Genomic DNA, 15,756 nt, shown 5'->3' with positions numbered 1-15,756 from the left:
GACAAAACATGCAAGATTTTGATCAAGCCAAAACTATTTCACATTTAAGTCATGTCCGTATTGTCATGGTAAATACAACACTTCCTGCAAATATAGGAAGTGCATTGCGTGCGATGAAAACAATGGGAATTTCCCAATTGGTTCTTGTTGCTCCAAAAACCTATCCTCATCCAGATATTCATGCGCTTGCAGCTGGTGCAACAGATCTTATAGAAAAAATTCAAATTGTAGAGAGATTAGAAGATGCAATTGCAGATTGTCATCTTGTGTTTGGCACCAGTGCACGTAGCCGAACTATCCCTTGGCCACTCCTAGACGTTAGACCCGCAACAGAACTCGCCTTAAACCATATTAAACAACAAAAACAGGAAGTTGCTATTATTTTTGGTCGAGAAGATCGTGGTTTAACCAATGAAGAATTGGCGCTTGCTAACTACCACATGACTATTCCGGTAAATCCTGAATACGGTGTTTTAAACGTTGCTCAAGCCATACAAATCGTTTGCTATGAACTTAGAATGGCTGCTCTTCATACAAGCTCCCTAGACAAATCAAAAGTATCCGATAAAATGCCAGTGGCGCTTCAACAAGAAATGGATTGGGATGAACCTCTTGTTACACAAAAACAAATGCAAGAATTTTATCCTCATATGGAAAAAATGTTAGAGGATATCGAGTTTCTTGATCCAAAGAATCCACGTCTTTTACCATTACGCCTACGTAGGCTATTTGGACGTATACAGTTAGATCGAATGGAATATAATTTATTACGTGGTGTTTTCAGTCGTGTGCAAGCAATGAGTCAAGGGAAATGGAAAAAAAACAATTAAAATTAAAGGGCATTCATATGTTTAAACAATTAAAAGAAGACGTTCAAGCGGTATTTTCTCGAGATCCTGCAGCAAGAAATACACTTGAGGTTTTAATGACCTACCCCGGTATTCATGCACTTATTATGCATAGAATGGCTCATGAACTCTGGAATAAAGACTTTAAAGTAAGTGCAAGAACAATTTCAGCAGTCAGTCGCTTTGCAACAGGTATTGAAATACACCCAGGTGCTAAAATTGGTCGTCGCTTTTTTATCGATCATGGTATGGGCGTAGTAATTGGTGAAACAGCAGAAATTGGCAATGATGTCACGTTATATCATGGTGTTACTCTTGGTGGCATAACATGGAATAAAGGGAAACGTCACCCTACCCTTGAAGATGGCGTCATTGTGGGCGCAGGAGCCAAAATCTTAGGCCCTTTTACTGTAGGTAAAAATGCAAAGATCGGCTCAAACACTGTGGTAACAAAGGCTGTTCCCTCAGGTGTAACTGCTGTAGGTAGCCCTGCACGTTATATCTATAAAGACACACAAACGCAACCACAAGATGAAGAGCAACATCGCCGTGACTATGCAAAGCGTATTGGATTTGTTCAATATGCAACTGTGGCAGATCACTCAGATCCTGTACTTGAAGGAATGCGTATTTTACTAGATCGGCTTGAGCAAAATGAAAAGCGTATGACAACCTTGTGTCAACGTTTATCTTTGCTTGATCCAACATATAAAAAGCAGCCACAAGATCACCCACCTTTAAGTCAAGAAGAGTTAAAAATTCTAGAAGATGTACGGCGTGAATGTGAATCACAGAATCAGCAATCAAAAGCTTAACTCTGTTACATGCTTTACATTGCATGAATATTTTCTTTTACATTAGACTCATGTTAAATAATTTTCAACAACAATACTGACATTGGATATACTTATGAGACTCAAGGTACTAACAACAACGCTACTTACTGCTTCTGTATTGGCTGCATGTAGCTCAATGCCATTAAAGAACAATAATACTCAAACGGATACTGTTAAAAATGAGCCTCTACAACCTGTTATTTTTAAAGAACCTGCTCTACCGAAACCATTTTATGCATTAAACGCTGCAGATTATGATGCACCTTCTAAATTCGAAGTAGATTTAAAAAATGCTGCGGCACAACCTGTAACTAAAATGGTTGTAACCAGTCAAACAGATCCAACTAAAACTGTTACACTCGATGTAAATCATCTTATTATCCCTACCATAGACAGTAAGAAACAAGAGATTATCTACGCTCCTTTAGCAGGACAAAATCAGCTAGATGTTACGGCGATTGATGATTTCATTCAAATGGTAGAAGGCCAAGCACGTCACTATCCACCACAATTTGCAAGTAAAAATGTACGCCGTGGTTTTGAAAATAAGTTACGTCAAACTAGTCAACAGCTTGATACCTACGCAGACAAAGAAAATGCATCTTATGACGTTTTACTCCGCGCATTTAAAACAAGCGTACTTGCGCGTAATCTAGATCTAGGTCCACAATTTACAACAAAATCGTTAAACTATGGCCAACGCCTATTAAAAATGACACCAAATGACCCTCTAGTGAACTTCTGGTTTGGTTTTAACCTATCTGAAGGTGGCGGTCAAAAAGAAGCTATTCCTTACTTAGATAAAGCAATTAAAGGCGGTGTTCAAGAGGCTTATTTATCTGCTGCAAATAACTATTTGTACTTAGAGCACAATAAGAACGCAATCACTACCTTACGTAATTATAAAGTTAAATACCCAGAAGAAGGTCAAGTTGCAGATCGTCTCATTAAAGAGATTCAAACTAAAGGTCGTACAAACGTTTGGGAAACTTTGACAGAAAATAAAAAAGGACGTTAATCATTTACACTCAGTATTTGAGCAAACTCTCTTCATAAAAGGTCGTGAATACGACCTTTTATATTTTACTTTTATACACTTTAACGTATATTTTATCTATTACTTATCTTTTGCTTAATTTTATGTCTAATTACACAGCCAAATATAAACTAGTAGTGTCATCTCTACTACTTACTATAATCGCCTTAGGAGGCTGTCAGGCGGTTAGCGTAAAACAACAAGCATTTAATATAACTATTACTAATGAACGTGATAGCATCCTTACACATGACAAACTGAGTGAGGCAAGTCTAAACGTACTGTCAATGACAGGAAGAGAATCTAAAATCTGTATGAATGACCCCACCTCATGTCTTACAGATATACAACAGATTCCTCAAATTCCAAATGAACAGTTTTTTTCAACGGCAAGTGAAATTTACCTAGCAAAAGCAATGTCTCTTGAAAAAACGACTGCATGTAAATTTAAGATTAAAGAAGATCAACTCCTTACAGACAAACAAAAAGACAAATTAGAGCTTCAAAATAAATGTATTAATGAAGAACTACAAATGCTAGATCGTAGTATTCGTTATAGTTATGCCTATTTATTTAAGACTGAAAGACATCCAGATCAGAGAATTTTCGATAACAGACAAGTACAAGTTCGAGATTTTTATAACCAGGCTACTGCCAAATTATTAATGCTCTCTTCAACACAGCGTCCAGCTAATACATCAGATGAAGATTTCGATATCGGTCATAATAAATATATTACTGATTTTAAAGACTATCCACAGTTACAAAATAAGAAAATTGAAGATTTTATTTCTAGCTATAATTTAAACTTTTCGGGCTTACGTTCTATTAATCGACGTGATGGTTTTGGTGCTGAGTTTGTTACAGTTCTACCTAGACCAACTCTTCCTGAAGAAAATAAATATATTCTAGATCCCTTACGCCATAAATTTAAAGATACAGTTAACCCTAATATTCATACTCCCCAGTATTTAGCAACAACCATTTCTATTGAACCTAAACCGAATACAAGTTTAAAAGATTTATTAAATAACGCTCCATTGCTTATTAAATTAAATGATCCGTATCAAAAAGAAAATATTACTGTAGAAGGGAAATCATATCCACTTGCAGCAAATTTTTCTGCTCCATATGGACTATGGTTGGCACATAACAATCTGGGTCGAGCTGCATATTTGTCATTGATCGATCGTGATCAACAATTAATCATGCCCCATCTATACATGTTAGAACCATATAACCCCAACAAACAAATTATTGTTCTGGTTCATGGACTAGCAAGTAGTCCCGAAGCATGGGTAAGGTTAACAAATGATATTATGGGTGATAAAGTTCTAAGAGAGCACTATCAAGTATGGCAAGTCTTTTACTCAACCAATATGCCAATTATAGAAAGTCGATATCAAATATATTCAATTCTTACGCAGGCTTTTGGAGAGTTAGATCAGAACTCGCCTTCAGCAAAAGATGCCGTGCTCATTGGTCATAGTATGGGAGGCGTAATATCACGCCTACTTGTGAGCAAGGCTGATATTAGTAAAGATGCGTTTAAACTTATTAAATCGAGAGAGCTTAAAAAGCACAATAAAGATCCTATCGTATTAGAACGATTACAAATACAACCTATTCAAAACTTTGATCGCGCGATTTTTTTAGCCTCACCACATAGAGGAACAGAATACGCAGACTTATGGTTTACACGTGCTGCCCGAAAAATCATTCGCTTACCTGGTGCATTTTTAGGTGCTGTGGCCGATTCATTTCAGGGAGAAATTAATCCTAAAGATTTTATTAAGCAGGTCGATAATGGTCTGATCCAAAATGGACCAAGTGATTTAAGTTATAAATCTAAATTTATGCAACTGACAAAGAATATCATGCCCCAATCAGGGCTAGAATATCACTCAGTAATTGGAAACATTACATCGAGTACAAACCCTAATATTATTACAGATGGTATTGTACCCTACAAAAGTGCACATCTCGACGGCGCAGAATCTGAGAAAATTGTACATGGTGGTCATTCTATTCAAGAAACACCTGAAGCTGTACTTGAACTCAGACGTATTCTTCGTTTACATCTTATCGAGCATGGTCTTTATCGACCCTCAGATAAAAATAAAGGTGCTTTATAGCACCTCTTTTTATTCAGTTACGATGCCTTCGATTGATGATGATCAGGTCGATCTAATGTAATAAAACTAAGATAAAAAGGTAAACTATCTGTATGAAGTTGTATATAAGAGGACTGATTAAGTTTTTCTATCCATACCTTAGCAGTCAATACATTGGTTTTTTTATCACGACCAAAAGCATAAATATAAAAACTCTCATCCACTAACGCTTTGTTTTGATACCAAAAATGATGATCTAAACTTTCTAATTTTTCTAAATAGGATGATGTCCATTTATGGCCAAACCAAAGTTGTAATAAGTCACCTAGATATAAAGCTTGGCAACTTACAATTGAGAATTTAATAGATGCGTCTTCTACAGGTTGATAATATTGCTGAGGATTTTTTAGAATTTGAATGTAATTCTTTTTGTAAAATTCGATATTTTCAAAAATAGATTGAATATTTAAAGTATGCATATCAGGCATTCTCCATTTTAGCCATTTTAGTGCTGGCAAGTTAGGTTAAATCCACACTGCTTCAAAAGAGTTTGAAACACTTGTATCGTTCATTTCGATTAATTTAACAATATTTCAGATAAGTATGCAAATATTTTTCATAAATGTTTTTACAATGTTCAAATAAAGAACATCTAAGCTTAAAATTGGAAAAAAACTTCTATTTACATTGACCTAAGATAAATTATCTATATAATCAACCACAGATTCTCCAATAGCTCAGTCGGTAGAGCGACGGACTGTTAATCCGCAGGTCCCTGGTTCGAGCCCAGGTTGGAGAGCCAGATTCAGAAAAGCCCATAATACTTATTATGGGCTTTTCTTATTTTAAAAGAATAAAAATTAAAAATAGCTGAGTATTACTCAGCTATTTTTTGGTACTCCACTATGGAATCTAAATACATTATCAGGCGATAAAATGAGATCTTTTTCTATTTCTCTAAAATAGTCAATACGCTGTTGAATATCTTCTTTTGGATTTTTCATCTTACTCGTTTGAGCAACATCCATTGCTAGTGCTAAATAATCTTCGTAATGTCTCGACTCAGATTTGAGTAGATAACGATAATAACGCCCTAATTCATCATCTACCAAAGGTGCCAAAGCATAAAATCGTTCACATGAACGTGCCTCTACAAATGCACCAACAACAAGAATATCGATCAATGCTTCTGGTTCATACGTTCGAATATGCTTTCTTAAACCTGCTGCATAACGCCCTGCACTTAAGGCTTGCCAAGCCTGCCCTCGTGCTTTCATTAAATCCAATACCTGCTCATAATGTAGCATTTCTTCACGTACGAGCTGAGCAAGTTTCACTTGTAGATCATTAAAAAAGCTATAGCGGAACATTAGATTCATTGCTGTTCCCGCTGCTTTTTTTTCACAATTGGCATGATCTTGCATAAGCAATTCAAGATTAGTTATTGCTATATCAAGCCATGCTTTAGGTGTTTCACAACCTAAGAAGCCAATGACTGGCTTCATGAGTTCTTCAAATTTCACTATTGACATGTTATCTCTCAGCTAAAATAGCTGCTTTCATTTGTGAAACAGCCGTTGTCAATCCGACAAAAACGCTTTCAGCAATAATCGAATGACCAATATTTAACTCATGAATTTCTGGAATTTTCGCGATTAAACCCACATTTTGTAATGTTAAACCATGACCTGCATTAACAACTAAACCTTTACTAGCAGCATATTTTGCTGCATGAGCAATGCGTTTTAATTCTGTATTCTGTACTTCTAAACTTTCAGCATCTGCATATGCACCTGTATGTAACTCAATTGTTGGTGCACCGCATGCAACAGCAGCATCAATTTGTTGTTCATCTGCATCAATAAACAAAGATACATCACACCCGATATCTTTTAATGATGATGTTGCTGCTTTAATTTTTTCTAATTGTGATACTACGTCTAAACCACCTTCAGTCGTTAGCTCTTGGCGTCGTTCTGGTACAAAACAAATATGATGTGGCTTCACTTCTTTTGCAAATGCCACCATTTCATCTGTCACAGCCATTTCAAGATTCATTCTTGTTTTGAGTAAAGGTCTCATACGTCTTACATCATCATCTTGTATATGACGACGGTCTTCTCTCAAGTGTAACGTAATTCCTTCTGCACCGGCTTCTTCACAAAGTAATGCCGCTTTTACTGGATCGGGATATGTTGTACCTCGGGCTTGCCTTAAAGTTGCAACATGATCAATATTAACGCCAAGTAAGATAGACATAAATATTCCTGTTTAATTTTGAAGTTGATGATGCTGTATCCATAATTGACGACTTTTTAGAGGACGATCGCCAAGTAAAGAGGTAATTAATTGTCGATAAAGGCTACTCAGAAACTTAAGCTGAGACACATTAAAATTTTCGCTAAATTGATAGGATTGCATTGAGAGTACCTGACTTCCTTCAAAGCCGTGATCGTCTTCATTTTTTAAAATAAATCCATCGCTTAGGCTAAATACATATTTTTTATCTAATTCAATTGGGTGATTAAATGAATCTTTTGTATAGTCTAGGTCGTATCCCAACTCCCCTAAGAAAACATATTCAAATTTTCTAAGTAACTGACGAATAAAATCTTTTTCATTACTTTGCTGGCTTAAAAACTGTAGTTGTTCTATCGAATAATGATATTGTAAATATGTCTTAGGCATAGCTTCTTCAACCAAACAAAGTTTAAGTAGCAGTTCATTTAAATAGAACCCACAAAAATATGCGTCACCATGGAAGAAAATAGGTTGGCTATCAATTTCCAATTGACTGAAGTTTTTAAGTTCAGACTTTCCAGATGCTAGGAGTTGTACAGGTTGAAATAAAGGAGGAATTGCCTGTCTTAGAATACCATCTATACGTCCATATTCATGACTAAAAAAATGAACAATATGACTTCGTTCTCTATACTTACGATAATGAATTAAATACCCATGTAAAACTTCATTACGCATTTGATATTAATCTTTTTTATCTTCGTGATCATCACCATCAGGTATTGCAGCTTTCACAACTGCTGTTGTTCCTTTCACTACACCTTTGGTCGTTTTATATGCCACTTTCACAGGTAAAGTCACAACACTCGTAATACAGCCTTGTAATAACAACATTGTTGCAATTACACATACCCATTTTGTCATGACTTCACCTTTTTTATTTATATATCGCTATAGCCTAGACTTTTTAGAGCACGTTCGTCATCAGACCAACCGCCTTTAATTTTAACCCAGAGCGTCAGCATAATTTTCTGCTCAAACATTTTTTCCATATCTAAGCGTGCTTCCATCCCAATCTTTTTAAGCTTAGCACCTTTATCACCAATAACGATTGCTTTTTGTCCTGATCTATCCACAAAAATAGTTGCATCGATATATGTACATGCCGGCTTTAGCTTTCCAGTTTTTTTATTTAATACTGGTTCTTCAGTTTTAAACGTTTCAATTTGAACCGTCAAGTCGTATGGTAACTCTTCACCTAACTGACGCATAATCTTTTCACGAATAATTTCGCTTGCAAGAAAACGTTCAGAACGATCTGTAACCTGATCGAAAGAATAAAGTGGCTGAGAGAATGGAAGATATTTTTCAATAATGTCGCGAAGATGTTCTAAATTTGCACCACGCAAAGCAGATACAGGAACAATTTCAACAAAATTCATTAATTTTGTGCGTTCTTGAATAAGTGGTAGAAGCATCTTACGATCGTCTAATGTATCAATTTTATTGATAACAAGAATGACAGGCATTTCTGCATTTTGAAGCTTTTCTAATACAAGCTCATCGTTTTGTGTCCACTTATGACCATCTACAACGAATAGAACAAGATTTACATCACGAAGTGCGGAGTTTGCAGCACGGTTCATCATTTTATTGATTGCGCGCACTTCTTTCTTATGCATTCCTGGTGTATCTACATAAACTGCTTGTGACTTCTCACGAGAATCGATACCAACAATTTTATGTCTTGTCGTTTGAGGTTTACGTGAAGTAATAGAAAGTTTTTGACCCAGTAAGTGGTTCATTAATGTTGACTTACCAACATTTGGACGACCAACAATCGCTACGAATCCACTTTTAAAATCCGCAGGAATTTCTATATTTTGTGAACTAAAAAACTGATCAATCAAATCGTGTTTTTCAGCAGATGCATTGTTATCATCATGGTTTTGATCGGATGACATTGTCATGCAGTTTTGTGCTCCAATAATTTCAAAATTTCAGCCGCTGCTGCTTGCTCAGCAAATCGACGGCTACTCCCTTGCCCTTCTGTTACAGAAAAATCCTCTACACGGCAAACCACTTTAAAGTGTTGATTTGGTGCATCGCCTTGGATATCTGTCACTTCATATATTGGCAAAGGTTTTTTACGTGCTTGTAGATACTCTTGTAGTCGAGATTTTGGATCTTTGAGCTGATCCGTCGGTTCAATGTGACTTAGATAAGGCTGATACCATGTGAGAACAATTTTCTTTAAAAAGTCCAAACTCTCACAGTCTACATAAATTGCACCAATAATCGCTTCCACCGTATCTGCCAGAATAGACTCGCGATGATGACCACCTGATTTCAACTCTCCCGTACTCATAATCATATACGGACTAAGTTTCAAATCGTTTGCAATTTTGCCCAAAGCTTCTTGTCTGACAAGACTGGCACGCATGCGTGTTAAACGTCCCTCATTTTCATGAGGATAAGCATGGTATAAATAATTTGCGATTATCATACCTAACAATGAGTCACCTAAGAACTCTAGACGCTCATAGTTATATTTATGACTGACTGATCTATGGGTTAACGCAAGTTTTAATAACTCTGTATTTTTAAACTCATAACCAATTTGTAAAGCTAAACGCTGGTTGTTTAGCTTGGACTGTCCTTTGGTCAAAACTATTCTCTAAAGTTAAATAATGAATACTTAAAAGCGAATGCTTTATTTCCTTAATTTTGTAATGGCTCTTGGTATTTTAAATTTCTATATATAAATTCAGGGAAGCCTTGATAGCTTCCCTCTAAAATACAAACAACCATCACATTACAACAGAACCTGAATCGATATAAATATATCAGCTCATGATTTTATCAGTAATTACTTAATTGTACCATTTCTGCTAAAGCTTGGTAGGTGTAAACCCGGCTCTTTATGCATCCAGATATATACAGCTCGACCAATCAAGTTTTCTTCAGGTACAAAACCCCAAAAACGACTGTCCGAACTTTCATCTCGGTTGTCACCCATAGCAAAGTAATGTCCTTGCGGTACTGTTACTTCCCAATCATTTCCATCACTTTTAACAAAAGTTTGATTGTCTTTTGCGACAAATGGAGTAAGTGATTGATTTCCCGTGCTCATCGCATAATTAAATTGTTCAATTAGTGGATTACGATCAGATAAATGTCTCACCCAATGCTGATGCGTACCTAAAGTTTCTAAAGTATAATTTGCTTTAAAAGAAGATAAACTGTCTTTTTCACGATTTAGCGATGCAGTAGTCGTCGCAATCTGCTGACCATTAATATATAACGTATTGTTTGTATATTTAATATGGTCACCAGGTAAACCAACAACACGCTTAATGTAGCTAATACTCGGTTTTAGAGGGTAACGAAATACAAATACCTGTCCACGTTCTGGCTCACCGACTTGAATAACTTTAGTGTTCGCAATCGGTAATCTAACACCATAATCAAACTTGTTTACAAGAATATAATCGCCAGTTTCTAGTGTTGGTACCATAGAGTCTGAAGGAATATTAAATGGCTCAAAGAAAAATGAGCGCAAGACTAATACTACCGCCAAGACTGGCCAAAAGTCATAAGCCCATGTAATGATAAAATTTTCATTACCACGCCCTCTAGCTTCTCTTTGTTTAAAAACAAATTTATCAAGTAACCATACAATAAATAGAATTAAAGTAACGGGAACGAGGATTAAATTAAAATCAAAATCCATGAACTTTTAAACCTTATTTTTTATCGACTTGTAATGCTGCTAAGAAAGCTTCCTGTGGAATTTCGACACTCCCCACTTGCTTCATACGTTTTTTACCTTCTTTTTGCTTAGACAGCAATTTTTTCTTACGTGAAACATCACCGCCATAACATTTTGCTAACACGTTCTTACGCATTGCCTTTACTGTTGAACGAGCAATAATCTGTGCCCCAATAGCCGCTTGAATGGCAACATCGAACATTTGACGAGGAATAAGCTCTTTCATTTTTTCAACAAGCGAATTGCCACGATGACGAGCTTCATTACGGTGACAAATCATTGCTAATGCATCTACTTTATCGCCATTAATGAGTACATCAACTTTAACCAAGCTTGAGCTTTGAAAACGAACAAAGTTGTAATCTAACGATGCGAATCCTCGTGAACATGATTTTAGGCGATCAAAGAAATCCATAACGACTTCAGCCATAGGTACATCAAAAGTAACTGAAACTTGATTACCTAAGTATTTCATGTCTTTTTGTATACCACGACGTTCTATACATAATGTAATCACATTACCTAGATACTCTTTAGGTACTAGAATATGACATTCTGCAATAGGTTCACGTAGATCTTCAACTGTTCCCCCATCAGGCATTTTTGAAGGGCTGTCAATATGAATGGTTTCACCAGACTTGGTTACTGCTTCATAAATTACAGTAGGTGCAGATGTAATTAAGTCTAGATCATACTCACGTTCTAGACGCTCTTGTACGATTTCCATATGTAGCATACCTAAGAAGCCACAACGGAAACCAAAACCAAGCGCATCGGAGCTTTCAGGTTCAAAGAAAAGCGCAGAATCGTTAATTTGTAATTTTTGTAATGCTTCACGAAATGGTTCGAAATCGCTTGCATCAATTGGAAAAAGACCCGCATAAACCTGCGGTTTTACTTTTTTGAAACCTGGTAATGATTTTACATCTGGGGTAGATGTAAGCGTAATCGTATCGCCGACAGGTGCACCAAAAATATTTTTAATACCTGCAATCACAAAGCCAACTTCGCCCGCTTCTAATATACCTGTTTCTGTATGCTTTGGACTAAATACACCTACAGAGGTCACTATATGTGACTGACCTGTAGATTTAATCAGCATTTTATCGCCTTTCTTAATACGGCCTTGTTTTACTCGAACTAACGATACTACACCTAAATAGTTATCAAACCATGAGTCTACAATTAGCGCTTGTAAATCTGCCTCTCTATCACCTTCAGGTGCAGGAATCACCTCAACTAAAGTTTCTAGAACACCTTCAACACCCATTCCTGTTTTTGCTGAACATGTCGGCGCATCGGTAGCTTCAATACCAATAATTTCTTCAATTTCATGAATAACACGCTCAGGCTCTGCTTGAGGTAAATCAATCTTATTTAGAATTGGAAGAACTTCTAGCCCCTGATCTATCGCTGTGTAGCAGTTTGCGACGGATTGTGCTTCTACACCTTGTGCTGCATCTACAACAAGTAATGCACCTTCACAAGCAGCCAAAGAACGAGATACTTCATATGAAAAGTCTACGTGCCCGGGAGTATCAATAAAATTAAGTTGGTATTCTTCACCGGTTTTTGGATGCGTATAATACAGCGTTACAGAAGCTGCTTTGATTGTAATTCCACGCTCACGCTCTAAATCCATCGAATCCAAAAATTGTGATTGCATTTCACGGTCTTGGAGTGCACCACACATTTGAATAAAACGGTCTGCCAAAGTAGATTTACCATGGTCAATATGTGCAATAATAGAGAAGTTTCGTATGTTACTGATTTTTACGGATTTTTTAGTTACAGCCATGGATCACTCAAAATATATGTACACAATCATGTACTTATTAACTTAAGTACCCATGACGTGCAAAGAAATAAAATCTTAATAACGCCACAGTATAACATTTATGCCTAAAAAACATAGATTTTATAGAAAATTGTTTAATGGTTTCAGAATATTTTGCATACAAAGTATGACTTAAATGACGTCCTCTTCAGAACAAAATTACTATTGTCAGCAAATTGTGCAAATAAAACATCATATTTAGCGCTTAGTCATTGCAAGTTTTATTGCAAATAATATAAAGATTGATCCTGTCAACCGATCTAAGTTTTTAACAATAGGGGGTTGCTTTAAATATTTTGAAATCGGCTTCATCAATTTAATAAGTGTAAAAGACCAAATTAAGCCAATTATTACATGCGTTAATACCAACAACATTACCCAAAACTCAACGTTTCCACCTTTAGGTATAAATTGAGGTAAAAATGAAATATAAAATATACCAACTTTAGGATTTAAAATATTGGTAAGAAAGCCTTTTAAAAACCAGTTTCTTTGTTGTTTTTTATCTAAAATATTATCTTCGATCGCACATCTAGGATTCAACAGCATTTTTATGCCAAGCCAACTTAAGTATATTGCTCCTATCCATTTTAAAATATTAAATGCAACTGCAGAAGTCGCAAGTAATGCCCCTAACCCACAAGCCACAATAGCTCCCCAAACGATGCAACCAAAGCTTACACCCATAGCAGTTTGCATTGCTTTCGATTGAGTTTCTAAACTGGCTGTTCTAATAATTAAGGTTGTATCTAAACCAGGTGTAATCGTTAAAACGAAAATTGCCACAAGAAAAGGGATAAATAATTCAATCACGCCATGCCATCCTTTGCCCTGATATTAATTAGAAATTCTTGGTAATTTATCATCTTTCCCAACAATAAAACTATGATGAGCAAGCGACAACATCGCATGATCCTCATGCGTATTTCCATATCCATACACGATATCATAATCATTAATGGCATATTTTTTCATAATTTGTTTTTTCTTTTCATCGCTACTGCAGTCTTCCCCCATATAGAGTCCAGTAAGCAAACCATTTACTGTCTCTACTTTAGAGCAAATAAGATCAATATCTAGTAAATCACATAAAGGTTTCAAATATAGATCCACAGAAGCAGATACAAGAACAATTCGATGACCCAAAGCCTGATGTTGTTTTAACTGTGCCCATAAAATAGGATTAAAATCTGCCAATAAAGTTTTTGCATAGTTTTCACCATCAGCATGAATCTGTTTTGCATCTAGGCCTTCAAACATTGTATAAAAAAGTTTTTTTCTCATATCTGGAGCAGGATACAAATTTAAATAGTACTTTTTTACCCATGGAATAAGTGCAATTCCTTTTGCAATAACATAATGAGACTTTAAAACATAAAAAATAAATTTAGTAAAACTATCTCTTAAGTAAAGAGTTCCATCAAAATCAAATAATGCGAGTGATTGTTTTTTCATATTTAATGTAAATTTCTAGCGCGTCGCATACAAGATTCATATCTTGTATTTACACGTGTGGCATACCAGTTTGTATTATATTCTCTACTTAATTTAGGTCCAGAAATAATCACTTCTGGCATAATCGCATAGGGTGGCTTCTTACCTGTTTTTTCTTGATATAGTTTTTGTACAGCAAGATAAGATTGTGTATTCTCAAATGATTGCTCTTTCTCCTCTTTTAAGTCTGCACGTAGTTTTTTAGGAGTAATAATAATACCATTCTCACTAAATAGTTTAGTTAATGCAATTTCAGACTGACTTTTGGCATTTTGCGGCTTACCATCTTTATTATAAAGCAATAAATCGCCATCTAAAGCTAAGTCCATTTTTGTAAGTTTTTTAAGACTTTGCTGAAATGCAGCATTACGACTAGAATACATACCTGAATTATAATCTGCAAATCGGTAAATCGGTTTGTTGTAATCCGTCGAATACAACATTAAACGATGTATACCATAATACAATCCACCATATTGCGTATATAAATCATCTCTCAACTGATAAATATTCAAATTATTTCGATTATATTCTTGAGCATAACTCACCTGCACTTGCATAGAGCCCAAAGTCGTAATTGGATTCATACGCTCACCGATATCTTGGCCAACAAATTTTGCGACGCCTGTAATTGCGCTCACATGGTAATGTTTTGTCATATAGTCAAAAATTTGACGATACAATATGTCTAAGTCTTTTTCTGTTTTCACCTTTTTCATTTGGCTTAAATAACTGTTATTCGGTGTAGGTTGATTTTTTAAAACATCTTGGAAGTATACAGCAACTGCTCGACCTAGCTTATCCCCCAATTTATCGGTAAACTTTTCTTCTAGTCTATTATGTACTTCCTTAATCGCCTTTTGACCTAAACCTGGCACCTGAGGATTAGCTATAAAATTAGATTCTTGATCTACAATGGCAACAATGCTACAGACATTCTCTTTAGACTTTTCTATTTTTAAAGTATCCATAATTTCATTCATATCATGTGCCCATGAATCTCTTTGGCGGACATGTGAAGGAATGAGAGATTTTATTTGCTTTGTATTCATGATGGAATCATCATCTGATGATAAAACAGAATGCCCACCACAAGCCATTAAACCTGTAGATAATAAAACTATTAAAGAAATACGAGAAAATAGAAAAGAATTTTTCATATAGAACAATAAAACCCAAGACATAGCCAGAATAAGCCATAATTGCGCATTGTAATTTTTTTTATTATGAAAGTATATTGCTTTTATTGATTAAAATAAACGCAGCACAATTTTGTAAAACTCGTATTTATTTGTATAATTTTTAGAGATTCAAAATCTTTTATTTTTTATGAAATTACATTTATCCGAAACAGAACCCAAAATATCACTACGTAGTAAAGATCAAAATGGCAACCCTATCGAAAAAGATATGACCTACGATAGTTTACTTTTAACAGGCGCTTTAATCTCTATATTCCACGAAGGCTCAGTCACTGTAAATGACCAAGAAGGTAATCCAATTTTTGATATTAGTGTGAATTATCACAACAAAAATTAAATAAAAAGACCATACACGATTATGTATATGGTCTTTTTT

General features: G+C 35.4%; 17 protein-coding genes and 1 tRNA gene. 6 read left to right on the top strand and 12 right to left on the bottom strand.

Features of this window, described 5'->3' with window-relative positions:
- Nucleotides 1–8 precede the first annotated feature (8 nt).
- The 4 genes from OZX61_RS05655 to OZX61_RS05640 all read left to right on the top strand — a co-directional run bounded on the left by OZX61_RS05655 (nt 9) and on the right by OZX61_RS05640 (nt 4,855).
- Complete coding sequence (locus OZX61_RS05655) at nt 9–830, top strand: RNA methyltransferase (RefSeq protein WP_277095582.1); 822 nt, start codon at nt 9–11, stop codon at nt 828–830.
- A gap of 17 nt (nt 831–847) precedes the next feature.
- Nucleotides 848–1,663, top strand: a complete 816-nt coding sequence (cysE, locus tag OZX61_RS05650; protein ID WP_195772350.1) for a serine O-acetyltransferase — start codon at nt 848–850, stop codon at nt 1,661–1,663.
- Between the two features lie 157 nt (nt 1,664–1,820).
- On the top strand, nt 1,821–2,702 hold the full coding sequence (locus tag OZX61_RS05645; protein WP_277095637.1) for a hypothetical protein: 882 nt from the start codon (nt 1,821–1,823) through the stop codon (nt 2,700–2,702).
- Between the two features lie 122 nt (nt 2,703–2,824).
- Nucleotides 2,825–4,855: an alpha/beta hydrolase gene (locus OZX61_RS05640; RefSeq protein WP_277095581.1), complete on the top strand. Its 2,031-nt coding sequence runs from the start codon at nt 2,825–2,827 to the stop codon at nt 4,853–4,855.
- Between the two features lie 17 nt (nt 4,856–4,872).
- Here OZX61_RS05640 and OZX61_RS05635 read toward each other — a convergent pair whose 3' ends face one another.
- A complete protein-coding gene (locus OZX61_RS05635) occupies nt 4,873–5,313 on the bottom strand; it encodes a hypothetical protein (protein WP_277095580.1) in 441 nt (146 codons plus the stop codon).
- A gap of 247 nt (nt 5,314–5,560) precedes the next feature.
- Between OZX61_RS05635 and OZX61_RS05630 the strand changes: the two genes are divergently transcribed.
- Nucleotides 5,561–5,636 (top strand) — tRNA-Asn (locus OZX61_RS05630).
- 79 nt (nt 5,637–5,715) lie between these two features.
- On the opposite strand, the gene OZX61_RS05625 is transcribed toward OZX61_RS05630, so the two are convergent.
- The 11 genes from OZX61_RS05625 to OZX61_RS05575 all read right to left on the bottom strand — a co-directional run bounded on the left by OZX61_RS05625 (nt 5,716) and on the right by OZX61_RS05575 (nt 15,338).
- On the bottom strand, nt 5,716–6,366 hold the full coding sequence (locus tag OZX61_RS05625) for a tRNA-(ms[2]io[6]A)-hydroxylase (RefSeq protein WP_195772346.1): 651 nt from the start codon (nt 6,364–6,366) through the stop codon (nt 5,716–5,718).
- A 1-nt stretch (nt 6,367) separates the two neighbouring features.
- A complete protein-coding gene (pdxJ, locus tag OZX61_RS05620) occupies nt 6,368–7,093 on the bottom strand; it encodes a pyridoxine 5'-phosphate synthase (RefSeq protein ID WP_195772345.1) in 726 nt (241 codons plus the stop codon).
- A gap of 12 nt (nt 7,094–7,105) precedes the next feature.
- Nucleotides 7,106–7,813 carry a DNA repair protein RecO C-terminal domain-containing protein gene (locus OZX61_RS05615; RefSeq protein ID WP_277095579.1) on the bottom strand — a complete coding sequence of 236 codons (708 nt, stop codon included), beginning with the start codon at nt 7,811–7,813 and terminating at the stop codon, nt 7,106–7,108.
- A gap of 6 nt (nt 7,814–7,819) precedes the next feature.
- Nucleotides 7,820–7,999: an NF038104 family lipoprotein gene (locus tag OZX61_RS05610; protein ID WP_195772343.1), complete on the bottom strand. Its 180-nt coding sequence runs from the start codon at nt 7,997–7,999 to the stop codon at nt 7,820–7,822.
- A gap of 17 nt (nt 8,000–8,016) precedes the next feature.
- Complete coding sequence (era, locus tag OZX61_RS05605) at nt 8,017–9,039, bottom strand: GTPase Era (protein ID WP_277095636.1); 1,023 nt, start codon at nt 9,037–9,039, stop codon at nt 8,017–8,019.
- Between the two features lie 2 nt (nt 9,040–9,041).
- A complete protein-coding gene (gene rnc, locus OZX61_RS05600; RefSeq protein WP_277095578.1) occupies nt 9,042–9,743 on the bottom strand; it encodes a ribonuclease III in 702 nt (233 codons plus the stop codon).
- 201 nt (nt 9,744–9,944) lie between these two features.
- Nucleotides 9,945–10,808: a signal peptidase I gene (lepB, locus tag OZX61_RS05595; RefSeq protein ID WP_277095577.1), complete on the bottom strand. Its 864-nt coding sequence runs from the start codon at nt 10,806–10,808 to the stop codon at nt 9,945–9,947.
- 13 nt (nt 10,809–10,821) lie between these two features.
- Complete coding sequence (gene lepA, locus OZX61_RS05590) at nt 10,822–12,645, bottom strand: translation elongation factor 4 (RefSeq protein WP_277095576.1); 1,824 nt, start codon at nt 12,643–12,645, stop codon at nt 10,822–10,824.
- A 237-nt stretch (nt 12,646–12,882) separates the two neighbouring features.
- On the bottom strand, nt 12,883–13,497 hold the full coding sequence (locus OZX61_RS05585) for a LysE family translocator (RefSeq protein WP_277095575.1): 615 nt from the start codon (nt 13,495–13,497) through the stop codon (nt 12,883–12,885).
- Between the two features lie 24 nt (nt 13,498–13,521).
- Nucleotides 13,522–14,139 carry an HAD-IB family phosphatase gene (locus OZX61_RS05580; protein ID WP_277095574.1) on the bottom strand — a complete coding sequence of 206 codons (618 nt, stop codon included), beginning with the start codon at nt 14,137–14,139 and terminating at the stop codon, nt 13,522–13,524.
- 2 nt (nt 14,140–14,141) lie between these two features.
- Nucleotides 14,142–15,338 carry a DUF1615 family protein gene (locus tag OZX61_RS05575; protein WP_277095573.1) on the bottom strand — a complete coding sequence of 399 codons (1,197 nt, stop codon included), beginning with the start codon at nt 15,336–15,338 and terminating at the stop codon, nt 14,142–14,144.
- Nucleotides 15,339–15,507: 169 nt separating this feature from the next.
- Here OZX61_RS05575 and OZX61_RS05570 point away from each other — a divergent pair, with 169 nt between their 5' ends.
- Complete coding sequence (locus OZX61_RS05570) at nt 15,508–15,717, top strand: hypothetical protein (RefSeq protein WP_195772336.1); 210 nt, start codon at nt 15,508–15,510, stop codon at nt 15,715–15,717.
- Nucleotides 15,718–15,756: the final 39 nt, after the last annotated feature.

The organism is Acinetobacter sp. ESL0695 (genome assembly GCF_029392135.1).
GTDB classification, from domain to species: domain Bacteria; phylum Pseudomonadota; class Gammaproteobacteria; order Pseudomonadales; family Moraxellaceae; genus Acinetobacter; species Acinetobacter pollinis.
This window is presented reverse-complemented; position numbering and strand designations above follow the sequence as displayed.